The sequence below is a fragment of the Oerskovia gallyi genome, from assembly GCF_014836745.1.
Classification (GTDB): domain Bacteria; phylum Actinomycetota; class Actinomycetes; order Actinomycetales; family Cellulomonadaceae; genus Oerskovia; species Oerskovia paurometabola.
In genome coordinates this window covers 83,595-95,703 of record NZ_JACSQE010000007.1, presented here as the reverse complement: position 1 = coordinate 95,703, position 12,109 = coordinate 83,595, and the positions used below count along the sequence as shown (strand labels likewise).

Genomic DNA, 12,109 nt, shown 5'->3' with positions numbered 1-12,109 from the left:
CCCCCCCCCCCCCCCCCCCCCCCCCCCCCCCCCCCCCCCGCGTCTGCCGCGAGCTTACGCGAGCAGCTCGGCGACCTGGTCGGTCACGAGGTCGACCACGTCGGCGACCGGCACCTGCACGGCCTCGCCGCCCTGGCGCGGGCGCACCTCGACGACGCCGTCCGCGAGCCCACGACCCACGACCACGACGAGCGGGGCGCCCAGGAGCTCGGCGTCCTTGAACTTCACGCCGGGCGAGACCTTGGGGCGGTCGTCGTACAGGACCTCCACGCCGCGTGCCGAGAGCTCGGCCGTGAGCGACGCGGCGGCCTCGAAGACCGCCTGGTCCTTGCCCGTGGCGACCACCTGGACGTGCATGGGGGCGACGTGCGCGGGCCACGCGAGGCCTGCCTCGTCGTGGTTCGCCTCGGCCAGCGCGGCGAGCGCGCGCGTCACGCCGATCCCGTACGAGCCCATGGTCACGACGACCTGCTTGCCGTTCTCGTCGAGGACCGTCAGGCCCAGGGCCTGCGCGTACTTGCGTCCCAGCGCGAAGATGTGGCCGATCTCGATGCCGCGCGCGAGCTCGAGCGGGCCCGAGCCGTCGGGCGCGGGGTCGCCCGCACGGACCTCGGCGGCCTCGATCGTGCCGTCGGCCGTGAAGTCACGCCCGGCGACCAGGTCGAACACGTGCCTGCCGTGCTGGTTCGCGCCCGTGATCCAGCGCGTGCCCTCGACGACACGCGGGTCCAGGAGGTAGCGCACGGCCGAGTGCGACGTCTCGGGCGTCTTGCCCTCGGCCGGCACGGTCACCTGGGGGCCCTGCGGGCCGAGCACCTCGGGCCCGATGTACCCCTTGACGAGCTCGGGGTGCGCGGCGAAGTCGGTCTCGCCCGCGGGCTCGACCTCGGCGGGCTCGACCGACGCCTCGAGGCGCTTGAGGTCGACCTCGCGGTCACCGGGCAGGCCCACGACGAGCACCTCGCGGCGCCCGTCCGGGTGCGTGAGCGCGAGCACGACGTTCTTGAGCGTGTCGGCCGCCGTCCACTCGCGGTCGGGGCGCGGGAAGCGCGCGTTGGCGAGCGCGACGAGCGAGTCGATCGTCGGGGTGTCCGGCGTGTCCTCGACGTGCGCCGCGGGCGCGTCGTCGAAGGGCAGGGCCTCGGGCACGGGCGTGACGACGGCCTCGACGTTGGCCGCGTAGCCGCCGGGCGAGCGCACGAACGTGTCCTCGCCGATCGCGGTCGGGTTGAGGAACTCCTCGCTGCGCGAGCCGCCCATGGCCCCGGACGTCGCGGCCACGATCACGTACTCGAGGCCCAGGCGCGTGAAGATCCGCTGGTAGGCGGCACGCTGGTTCTGGTACGAGGCCTCGAGCCCCTCCTCGGTCACGTCGAACGAGTACGCGTCCTTCATGATGAACTCGCGGCCACGGATGAGGCCCGCGCGCGGGCGTGCCTCGTCGCGGTACTTCGTCTGGATCTGGAACAGCGTGAGCGGCAGCTCCTTGTAGGACGAGTACATGTCCTTGACGAGGAGCGTGAACATCTCCTCGTGCGTGGGCGCGAGCAGGTAGTCGCCGTCCTTGCGGTCCGTGAGGCGGAACAGGTTCGCCCCGTACTCGTCCCAGCGGCCCGTGGCCTCGTAGGGCTCGCGCGGCAGCAGCGCCGGGAAGTGGACCTCCTGGCCGCCCGCGTCCTCCATCTCCTCGCGGACGATCGCCTCGACCTTGGCGAGCACGCGCAGACCCAGCGGGAGCCAGGTGTAGATGCCGGGGGCGGCACGACGGATGTAGCCGGCGCGCACGAGGAGCTTGTGGCTCGCGACCTCGGCGTCGACCGGGTCCTCGCGCAGCGTCCGCAGGAACAGGGAGGTCATCTTGAGGGGCTTGACGGGGGGACCGACCACCCGGCTGGAGGCTGAAGACATGGGCCCGATCCTACCGTCGCGGGCACCGCTCCCCCGCAGGGTCTGCGCCCTGCCCGCTCGCGGGACCCCGTCGCCCACGGGACGCCGCCGGTGCGTACCGGCGCCCGAACGGGCACCATGGAACCGTGCCCGAGCTGCCCGAGGTCGAGGCGCTCGTCCGATTCCTCGACGAGCGCGCGACGGGTCGCGTCGTCGTGGCGGCGGACCTGGCCTCGATCGTGGCCCTCAAGACGTTCTCTCCCCCGCTGTCCGCCCTGGTGGGCGGCACGGTCACGGGGGCCGCGCGCCACGGCAAGTGGCTCGACCTCGCGGTCACGGTGCCCGACGACGAGCTCCACCTGGTCTTCCACCTCGCCCGGGCGGGGTGGTTGCGCTGGTCCGAGGACGCGCCGACGACGCCCGTGCGCCCCACGTCGAGCCGCGGCGGCGTGCGAGCCGTGCTCGCGCTGCGGATCCGTCTCGACGACGGGTCGGGGTTCGACCTCACCGAGGCCGGCACCCGCAAGCGGCTCGCGGTCCACCTGGTCCACGACCCGACCGAGGTGCCCGCGATCGCGACCCTGGGCGTCGAGCCCCTGGGACCCGACTTCACGCGCGAGCGGCTGGCCGAGCTGCTGGGCGCCCGCAACCAGCAGATCAAGGGACTGCTGCGCGACCAGCGCCTGATCGCCGGGATCGGGAACGCCTACTCCGACGAGATACTGCACGCCGCCCGGACCAGCCCGTTCCGCCTGACCCGCAGCCTCGACGCCGACGACGTGGCCCACCTGCACGACGCGGTCCGGGGCGTGCTCACCGAGGCCGTCGCGACGTCGTCGGGCAGGCCGGCGGCCGAGCTCAAGGACGCCAAGCGGCGCGGCATGCGCGTGCACGGGCGCACGGGCGAGGCCTGCCCGGTGTGCGGGGACGTCGTGCGCGAGGTCTCGTTCGCCGACCGGAGCCTGCAGTACTGCGCCACCTGCCAGACCGGTGGCCAGGTCCTCGCGGACCGGCGCATGTCGAAGCTCCTGAAGTAGGCCTCAGAACAGGACGGTCGCGAACGTCCCGACCTGCTCGAACCCGACGCGCCGATACGTCGCGAGCGCACGCTCGTTGTACGCGTTGACGTAGAGCGAGACGATCGGCGCGATCTCGCGGCGCGTGATCTCCACGACCGCGGCCATGCCCGACTCGGACAGGCGCCGACCCCGGAACCGGGGGTCGACCCAGACGCCCTGCACCTGCGCGACCTCGGGCGTGACCGCCCCGAGCTCGGCCTTGAACACCACGACGCGCTCGGGCGCGAGACCGGCCAGCGGGTCGTGCGCGAGCGGAGCCCCCGACCCGGGGGGCGGCGGGGAGGCCGCCGCACCACCGTCGACCCGCACGAACGAGCGCCCCGACGTGATCAGGCCCCGCACACGGTCCGCGTACGCGTTGCCGCCCGCGGCGACCGGCGAGTACCCGACCTCCTCGACGAACATGCGCACGCACGCCGGCAGGACCAGCGGCAGCTCGGCCGGCACCGACCGGCGGACCGACGGGTCCGGCTCGACGTCGGGCGCCCGGTCGATCATGAGGGACGGCTGGTCGTCCCGGACGTCCCGGGCCGCCGGCCAGTGCTCCGCCAGGCGGTCCCACAGGCCCAGGGCAGCAGGACGCTCGCCCACGATCGACGACGCACGACGCCCGAACCGGCGCGCGAGCGCGGCGAAGGCGTCGAGCGCCTCCGCCCGGTCCCCCTCCGACGGGACGACCGGTACCAGGTTGGCCCCCGCCCAGCAGATCGCCACGAGAGGCCCCTGGACAGGAAAGCCCCAGACCTGACCCCCGCTCTGCGAGAGCCGGGCTGCCTCGACGATGCGAGAGGCCGCGAGCACCGACCCCACAGGGTCCAGGGCGCACACCCGCAGCGCCTCCGCGACGTCCGCATCGCCCAGGACCCGGGCAGCCTGCGGCCGGGACCACGGCCCCGGAGGGTGCCAGCGCGCCATGGCCGTCGACTCAGCCGACGGTGACGACGGGCGGACCGGCCTGTGCGTCGTTCTCCGGCGTCATGGTCTCGGCGATCCGCATCGCCTCTTCGATGAGCGTCTCGACGATCATCGACTCGGGCACGGTCTTGACGACCTCGCCCTTGACGAAGATCTGCCCCTTGCCGTTGCCCGACGCGACGCCGAGGTCCGCCTCACGAGCCTCACCCGGGCCGTTCACGACACAGCCCATGACCGCGACGCGCAGCGGGACCTCCATGCCCTCGAGTCCCGCGGTGACCTTCTCGGCGAGCGTGTAGACGTCCACCTGGGCACGGCCGCACGACGGGCACGAGACGATCTCCAGCTTGCGTGGTCGCAGGTTGAGCGACTGCAGGATCTGGATGCCGACCTTGACCTCCTCGACCGGCGGGGCCGAGAGCGAGACACGGATCGTGTCGCCGATGCCCTTGCTCAGCAGCGCGCCGAAGGCCGTGGCCGACTTGATGGTGCCCTGGAACGCGGGGCCCGCCTCGGTCACGCCGAGGTGCAGGGGCCAGTCGCCGCGCTCGGAGAGCAGCTCGTAGGCCCGCACCATGACCACGGGATCGTTGTGCTTGACCGAGATCTTGAAGTCGTGGAAGCCGTGCTCCTCGAACAGCGACGCCTCCCAGACCGCCGACTCGACGAGCGCCTCCGGCGTGGCCTTGCCGTACTTCGCGAGCAGGCGGGGGTCGAGCGAGCCCGCGTTCACGCCGATGCGGATCGAGGTGCCCGCGTCCGCGGCGGCGCGGGCGATCTCCTTGACCTGGTCGTCGAACTTGCGGATGTTGCCCGGGTTCACGCGCACCGCGGCGCAGCCCGCGTCGATCGCCGCGAACACGTACTTCGGCTGGAAGTGGATGTCGGCGATGACGGGGATCTGGGACTTCCTCGCGATCGCCGGCAGCGCGAGCGCGTCGTCCTGGCTCGGCACCGCGACCCGCACGATGTCGCAGCCGGACGCGGTCAGCTCGGCGATCTGCTGGAGGGTCGCGTTGATGTCCGTGGTCGGGGTCGTGGTCATCGACTGGACGCTCACGGGGGCGTCGCCGCCGACGTCGACCTTGCCGACCTTGATCTTGCGCGTCTTGCGGCGCGGCGCGAGGACCGGCGGAGGTGCTGCTGGCATGCCGAGGCTGATGGGTACGCTCACGCACCTAGTATCCCCCGTCCGACCCCCCGGCCGCGCCCGACGCCGTTCCCCGCCCCGCTCCGCACACGACTCTTCGCGAGATCTTCACGGGACCGCAGGCGCAGGTCAGGTGATGCGGATCGGGTTGACGATGTCCGCGTAGATCAGCAGCACCCCCATGCCGAGCAGGACGACCCACATCGCCAGCCCCAGGGGGACCAGCTTCGCGACGTCCGCGTGCGCGGGGCGCGGACGGCCGCGGACCGTGGCGACCTGCCGCTTGGCCCCCTCGTACAGCGCGCCCGCGATGTGCCCGCCGTCGAGAGGCGGCAGCGGGATGAGGTTGAACGCGAAGAGGGCGATGTTGAGCGCCGCCAGGAGGCTCAGCATGGTCGCCACCCGGTCGACCACGTCGACCTGGTCCGCGCCCACCACGTCGACCGCGATCCGCCCCACGCCCACCGGCCCCATGACGGAGGCAGGGTCACGCTCCTCGCCGCCGAACGTGGACTGCACCACGTCGACCAGCTTGGCCGGCAGCTCGACGATGACCGCTGCCGTCCCCGAGACCTGCGCCCAGATGGCCTCCGGCACCGCGCTGAGCGGCTCCGAGACCCGTTCCTGGGTCGGGGCGATCCCGACGTAGCCCGCGGGCTTGAGCACGGGCTCGCCGTCGTCGTCCGTCACGTACTGCCCGTCGTCCCCGACGACCGGACGGTCGACCTCGGTCGGCGTGATCTCGAGCGTGACACGCTCCCCCGCGCGCTCGACCACGACCGGGACCGTCTGTCCCGCCGCGCCCGTGATCTTGCCGACCAGCGAGTCCCAGGACGTGACCGGTTCGCCGTCGAACGACACGACCGTGTCTCCCGGCTCGATCCCCGCCTCCGCGGCGGGGGTCGCAGGGTCGGTCGTCGTGCACTCGTAGTCCGCCGGTGCCGCGGCGGGCGTCACGCACGCAGGCACCGTCGCGACCGTCGTGGTCGCCTGCGGCGAACCGATCCCGACCAGGACGACGGTCATGAGCACGAACGCGATCACGAGGTTCATGAACGGTCCACCGAACATCACGACGACCTTCTTGGGCACCGAGAGGTTGTAGAACGCGCGCGGCTCCTGCCCGGGAAGGATCTCCTCGGCGCTCATCTCGCGGGCGTCCTGCACCATGCGGCCGAAGAAGCCGTCCGACTGCTTCGCGCCGGGAGGCGCGGGCGGGTACATGCCCACGAGGCGCACGTAACCACCGAGCGGGATCGCCTTGAGCCCGTACTCGGTCTCGCCCCGGGTCCGCGACCAGAGGGTGGGCCCGAAGCCGACGAAGTAGTGGCTCACCCGGACCCCGAACTTCTTCGCCGGGACCATGTGCCCGACCTCGTGCAGGGCGATCGACACGAGGATGCCGACCAGCACGACGAGGATGCCGATCACCGCGGCCATGAGGAGCTCCGTTCAGGGGTGCTGCGAGAAGAAGACCAGTGCTGAGTGCCCGAACCTACCGCCGCTTCCTGCGGGCGGCCTGAGGACCCTCAGGGGCGGGAGGCCCCGTGGGACGCCACCAGGGCCCCGGGCTCAGCGGCGGGCGAGGATCTCGTGGGCCCGCGCCCGGGCCCACGTCTCCGCCGCCGTCACGTCGTCCAACGTGACCGCCGCCCGCGAGGTTCCCCGGTGCTCTCCGAGGACGCGCTCGACCGTCGCGACGATGTCCAGGAAACCGATCCGGCCCTCCAGGAACGCCGCGACGCACTCCTCGTTGGCCGCGTTGTACACCGCAGGGTGCGTCGCGGAGGCCGACGCCGCCTCCCGGGCAAGCCCGACGGCCGGGAAGAGCGCCTCGTCGAGCGGCTCGAACGTCCACGCCGTGGCGCTCGACCAGTCGCAGCCCGCGGCGACCTCCCCCAGGCGGTCCGGCCAGCTCAGGCCGAGCGCGATCGGCAGGCGCATGTCCGGCGGGGACGCCTGCGCGATGGTCGAGCCGTCCACGAACTCGACCATCGAGTGCACGACGGACTGCGGATGCACCACGACGGCGATCTCGTCGGTCGGCACGTCGAACAGCAGGTGCGCCTCGATGAGCTCCAGGCCCTTGTTCATGAGCGTCGCCGAGTTGATCGTGACGACCGGCCCCATGGCCCACGTCGGGTGCGCGAGCGCCTGCTGCGGGGAGACGGCCTTGACGTCGTCACGTGCCCAGCCGCGGAACGGGCCGCCCGACGCCGTCAGCACGAGCCGGCGCACCTCCTCGCGGCGCCCTGAGCGCAGGGCCTGCGCGATCGCCGAGTGCTCCGAGTCGACCGGGACGATCTGGTCCGGACGCTGCCTCGCGTCCTGGACGAGCACGCCCCCCACGACGAGCGACTCCTTGTTGGCCAGCGCGAGCGTCGAGCCCGCGCCGAGCGCGGCGAGCGTGGGGCCGAGGCCCACCGACCCCGTGATGCCGTTGAGCACGACGTCGGAACCAGCCCCCGCGAGCTCGGTCGCCGCGTCCGGGCCGACCAGCACCTCGACCGCCGGAGCGCCGGCGCGCGAGGCCCTCGCGGCCAGCGCGGCCTCGACCTCCACGGCCCGAGCAGGGTCCGCGACCCCGACACGTCGCACACCGAGCGCGACCGCCTGCTGGGCGAGGAGCTCGGCGTTCGCGCCACCGGCCGAGATCGCGTCCACCCGGAACCGGTCGGGGTGACGTGCGATCACGTCGATCGCCTGGGTGCCGATGGATCCGGTCGACCCGAGGAGGGTCACGCTGCGCAGACTCATGGGGACATCCTCCCAGGTGCGCGGAGCGCCCGAGGCGCGCTGCGTCGTCGGGCAGGCCGCACCGAGGGCCTCACTCGACGCCGAGCAGCACCTCGATGGCCCGGGCGAAGAACGCGTCCACGGGCCCCTCGGCGTAGCCGTCCTTGCCGCGACGGCGAGCGAACGTCGAGTTGCGGATCTCGGCAGCCGTGATGGGCTCCTGGCGGTCGAAGTACGCCACGAGACGGTCGCACAGGTCGTCGACGTCGTCCATGTCGTAGCCCCACTCGCCGCGAGCCGCAGGCGCGAAGCGCTCGCCGTCAGGACGCCCCAGACGGCCGTACAGGCTGCGCGCCCGCTCGGCCAGAGCGTTCATCCAGGCCTGCTGGCCGTTGACCGCGACGTACTCGGCACGCTGACGGGCGATGAAAGCCCCCTCCAGGCGATCGAGGGCCGCGTCGACCTCGTGGGTGTCGTACCCGCCGCGGACCAGGTCGAACATCGAGACCTGGATGTCCGTGCTCGTCAGGCGCTCCGGCTTCTTGCCCTCGTAGACCTGACGTGCGTGGTCGAAGAACTCGTCAACCTCTTCCGGGTCGTACCCGTTGCGCACCTTCGAGACGGTGCTGAACAACGCACTCACTCTTCCTCCTCAGCTGCCAGCTGCCCGCACGCACCATCGATGTCACTGCCGCGTGTGTCACGAATAGTGGTCGGAATCCCGTGCCCGCGCAAGCGAGCCACGAACTCGTCCTCCACCTCGCGCTCGCTCGCCGTCCAGATCGAGCCCGGCGTCGGGTTCAGCGGGATGGGGTTCACGTGCACCCAGCCCGAGCCACGAGCCGTGAGCTTCTCGCCCAGCAGGTCCGCACGCCACGCGTGGTCGTTCATGTCCTTGATGAGCGCGTACTCGATGCTGACGCGCCGGCCCGTGACCTCGAAGTAGTTGCGAGCGGCGTCCAGGGTCTCGTCGACCGACCACCGGGTGTTGATCGGGACCAGCTCGCTGCGCAGGTCGTCGTCGGGGGCGTGCAGCGAGAGCGCGAGCGTGACCGGGATGCCCTCGGCCGACAGCTTGTTCATCGCCGGGACCAGCCCCACGGTCGAGACCGTGATGTTGCGCGCCGACATGCCCAGGCCCTCGGGGGCGGGCGCGACGAGCTGCCGGATCGTGCCCATGACGGCCTTGTAGTTGGCCATCGGCTCGCCCATGCCCATGAAGACCAGGTTGTTGAGCCGGGCCGGGCCGCCGGGGATGTCGCCGTCGGCGAGCGACTTCGCGGCCGAGCGCACCTGCTCGACGATCTCCGCGGTCGACAGGTTGCGCGTCAGGCCGAGCTGGCCCGTCGCGCAGAAGGGGCACGCCATGCCGCACCCGGCCTGGCTCGAGACGCACAGCGTCGACCGGTTCGGGTAGCGCATCAGGACCGACTCGACCTTGGCCGCGTCGAAGAGCTTCCAGAGCGTCTTGACGGTCGTCCCGCCGTCGGCCTGCATGACGCGCGCCGGGGTGAGGAGCGGCGGCATGAGGTTCTCCACGAGCAGCTTCCGCGTCGCCTGGGGGAGGTCGGTCATGTCCTCGGCGTCGTTCGTGTAGTGCGCGTAGTAGTGCGTCGCGAGCTGCTTGGCGCGGAAGGGCTTCTCCCCCAGCTCGACGACCGCGGCCGTGCGCTCCTCCGGGGAGAGGTCGGCGAAGTGGCGCGGGGGCTTCCCGCGACGAGGTGCCGACATGACGAGCGGCAGCGGCTTCGATTCGACGGACGGGCGAACAGACATGAGAAGGATCCAGAGGTTGGAGCGGGTGGAGCAGGTCAGCGCACCGCGCCGGGTCGACGCGTCAGGTGCGCTCGTGCGAGCGTGCCGGTGCGTTCTCACGCGGTCCGGCACGCGCGCGTGCGCCCGCGCCCTGCCCTGGCCCTCGCGGGCCGCGCCTCAGAGCGAGACGGAGAGCAGCAGGTACACGAACGGAGCGGTCAGGAGCATGGAGTCCAGGCGGTCGAGGACGCCGCCGTGCCCCGGCAGGAGGGACCCCATGTCCTTCAATTCTAGGTCGCGCTTGATCATCGACTCGGCCAGGTCCCCCACGGTCGCCGTGAGCGGCACCATGATGCCGAGCGCGACACCGATCACGGGGCTCGCGCCGAGCCCGTAGACCGCGCCCACGACACCGATCGCCGTCGCCAGGACGAACGAGCCCGCCAGGCCCTCCCAGCTCTTCTTGGGACTGATCGAGGGAGCCAGCGGATGACGGCCGAACAGGACCCCGGCGACGTACCCGCCGACGTCGTTCGACACCGCCAGCAGGATGAACAGCAGGACCTGGATCCGGCCGTTGTCCGGGTTCGCGAGCATCATCATGACGAACCCCGCCATGAACGGCAGGTAGGCCGTCGCGAAGGTCCCCGCGGCCGCGTCGCGCACCGCGGCCGTGCCCGAGCCGTCGATGACCCGCCAGACCACGACGCCCGCCACGGTCAGCACGAACGAGACCATGAGGGCCTCGGGGCCCGAGTAGTACGACGAGATCAGGATTCCCGCAGCCCCCACCAGGAGCGGCAGGAGCGGCAGGTGGATGTCGCGGCGCAGGAACGCCTGCTTCAGCTCCCACAGCGCAGCCCCGACCGCGGCGGTCGCCAGCAGCACGAAAGGCTCCGGGCGGAAGGCCAGCGAGGCCCCCACCAGGACGAGGAGCCCGACCCCGACGGAGATCGCCTTGGGCAGGTCGCGTCCGGCCTTCGGCGTGCGCCGGGGCCGGGACGCGACCGCATCACTTGTCATCGGTGCGTTCGGACTTCTGCATCAGACCTCGAGGAGCTCGCTCTCCTTGCCGGCGAGGAGCGCGTCGATCGTGTCGACGTGGCTCTTCGTGAGTGCCTCGAGCTCCTTCTCGGCGCGCGTGCCCTCGTCCTCGCCCGCCTCGCCGTCCTTGACGATGCGGTCGAGCTGCTCCTTGGCACGGCGGCGCACGTTGCGCACCGAGACGCGCGCGTCCTCGGCCTTGCCCTTGGCGAGCTTCACGTAGTCGCGGCGACGCTCCTCCGTGAGCACGGGGAGCACCACCCGGATGATGTTGCCGTCGTTGCTGGGGTTCACCCCGAGGTCCGAGTCCCGGATGGCCTTCTCGATCGCGCTGAGCGCGGTCTTGTCGAAGGGCGAGATCACGATCGTGCGGGCCTCGGGCGTGTTGAACGAGGCGAGCTGCTGGAGCGGCGTCGGAGCGCCGTAGTACTCGACCGTGATCTTGTTGAACATCGCGCCGCTCGCACGTCCCGTGCGAATGTTCGCGAAGTCCTCCTTGGCGACCTCGATCGCCTTGTCCATCTTCTCTTCGGCCTCGAGGAGGGTCTCGTCGATCACCAGTGCTCCTTCGTCGTGCGTTGCTGGGCTAGCCGTCCTGCGCCGCACGGGGCGGCGCACCCGGGTTCGCGGCGCGGTCCGGGTCGTTCGTCGGTCGTCCGGTCAGTTCGTCGTGACCAGTGTCCCGATATTGTCCCCCAGCAGCGCGCGGGTCACGTTGCCCGGCTCGCTCATCCCGAAGACCCGCATCGTCACGTCGTTGTCGCGGCACAGGCTCAGGGCGGTGGCATCCATGACCGCCAGGTCCTTGACGAGCGCGTCGGTGTACGTCAGGTGGTCGAGCTTCACGGCGTCCGGGTTGGTGCGCGGGTCCGCGGTGTAGACACCGTCGACACCGTTCTTGCCCATGAGGACCTCCTGGCAGTGCGTCTCGAGGGCGCGCTGGGCGGAGACGGTGTCGGTCGAGAAGTACGGCATGCCCGCTCCCGCGCCGAAGATCACGACACGGCCCTTCTCCAGGTGGCGGATCGCGCGCAGCGGGATGTACGGCTCGGCGACCTGCCCCATGGTGATCGCGGTCTGCACGCGGGTGTCGACCCCGGCCTGCTCGAGGAAGTCCTGGAGCGCGAGGCAGTTCATGACCGTGCCCAGCATGCCCATGTAGTCGGCGCGGGCGCGGTCGAGGCCGCGCTGGGAGAGCTCGGCGCCGCGGAAGAAGTTGCCGCCACCGACGACGATGGCGACCTCGACGCCCTGACGGACGGCATCGGCGATCTCGCCGGCCACCCGCTGCACGACGTCCGGCGCGAGGCCGATCTGTCCGCCCCCGAAGGTCTCCCCGGAGAGCTTGAGCAGCACCCGACGTGCGGGGGTCTTGGTCTCGATCTTGTCGCCCATGTGCCGAGCCACCTGTCCTTCGTCGTTCCGATCTCCCGGGGTCTGCCCCAGGACGTACCGGGGACGGTCGTGCTCGTCGTCCCCGGGTGGTGCGTGTGCACCGGGACCCACCGGGTCCCGGTGCGCGGTGGGCCCCGCGCCCCGCGGC

At 71.8% G+C, this 12,109-nt stretch carries 11 protein-coding genes; 1 reads left to right on the top strand and 10 read right to left on the bottom strand.

What is annotated here, in order from left to right:
- Positions 1-54: 54 nt before the first annotated feature.
- The gene (locus H9640_RS10170) at positions 55-1,908 is read right to left on the bottom strand and encodes a proline--tRNA ligase (protein WP_225226995.1); all 1,854 of its coding nucleotides are present in this window, start codon (positions 1,906-1,908) and stop codon (positions 55-57) included.
- A gap of 125 nt (positions 1,909-2,033) precedes the next feature.
- Here H9640_RS10170 and H9640_RS10165 point away from each other — a divergent pair, with 125 nt between their 5' ends.
- On the top strand, positions 2,034-2,924 hold the full coding sequence (locus H9640_RS10165) for an Fpg/Nei family DNA glycosylase (RefSeq protein ID WP_191790600.1): 891 nt from the start codon (positions 2,034-2,036) through the stop codon (positions 2,922-2,924).
- Between the two features lie 3 nt (positions 2,925-2,927).
- Here H9640_RS10165 and H9640_RS10160 read toward each other — a convergent pair whose 3' ends face one another.
- From H9640_RS10160 to pyrH, 9 genes are all read right to left on the bottom strand, one after another.
- Positions 2,928-3,881: a GNAT family N-acetyltransferase gene (locus tag H9640_RS10160; RefSeq protein ID WP_191790599.1), complete on the bottom strand. Its 954-nt coding sequence runs from the start codon at positions 3,879-3,881 to the stop codon at positions 2,928-2,930.
- 10 nt (positions 3,882-3,891) lie between these two features.
- Positions 3,892-5,031, bottom strand: coding sequence for a flavodoxin-dependent (E)-4-hydroxy-3-methylbut-2-enyl-diphosphate synthase (gene ispG, locus H9640_RS10155; RefSeq protein WP_030150594.1), 1,140 nt, complete (start codon positions 5,029-5,031; stop codon positions 3,892-3,894).
- Between the two features lie 129 nt (positions 5,032-5,160).
- Positions 5,161-6,471 carry a M50 family metallopeptidase gene (locus H9640_RS10150; RefSeq protein WP_191790598.1) on the bottom strand — a complete coding sequence of 437 codons (1,311 nt, stop codon included), beginning with the start codon at positions 6,469-6,471 and terminating at the stop codon, positions 5,161-5,163.
- Between the two features lie 132 nt (positions 6,472-6,603).
- Entirely contained in the window at positions 6,604-7,788 is a 1,185-nt protein-coding gene (dxr, locus tag H9640_RS10145; protein WP_191790597.1) for a 1-deoxy-D-xylulose-5-phosphate reductoisomerase, read from the bottom strand.
- Between the two features lie 70 nt (positions 7,789-7,858).
- Positions 7,859-8,410, bottom strand: coding sequence for a DivIVA domain-containing protein (locus H9640_RS10140; RefSeq protein WP_191790596.1), 552 nt, complete (start codon positions 8,408-8,410; stop codon positions 7,859-7,861).
- The gene (gene rlmN / locus H9640_RS10135; RefSeq protein WP_191790595.1) at positions 8,407-9,543 is read right to left on the bottom strand and encodes a 23S rRNA (adenine(2503)-C(2))-methyltransferase RlmN; all 1,137 of its coding nucleotides are present in this window, start codon (positions 9,541-9,543) and stop codon (positions 8,407-8,409) included. The genes H9640_RS10140 and rlmN overlap by 4 nt, the downstream gene beginning before the upstream one ends.
- 156 nt (positions 9,544-9,699) lie before the next feature.
- The gene (locus tag H9640_RS10130; protein WP_191790594.1) at positions 9,700-10,545 is read right to left on the bottom strand and encodes a phosphatidate cytidylyltransferase; all 846 of its coding nucleotides are present in this window, start codon (positions 10,543-10,545) and stop codon (positions 9,700-9,702) included.
- A gap of 21 nt (positions 10,546-10,566) precedes the next feature.
- Complete coding sequence (gene frr, locus H9640_RS10125; RefSeq protein WP_030150600.1) at positions 10,567-11,124, bottom strand: ribosome recycling factor; 558 nt, start codon at positions 11,122-11,124, stop codon at positions 10,567-10,569.
- Positions 11,125-11,226: 102 nt separating this feature from the next.
- Entirely contained in the window at positions 11,227-11,961 is a 735-nt protein-coding gene (gene pyrH / locus H9640_RS10120; protein WP_191790593.1) for a UMP kinase, read from the bottom strand.
- Between the last annotated feature and the right edge of the window lie 148 nt (positions 11,962-12,109).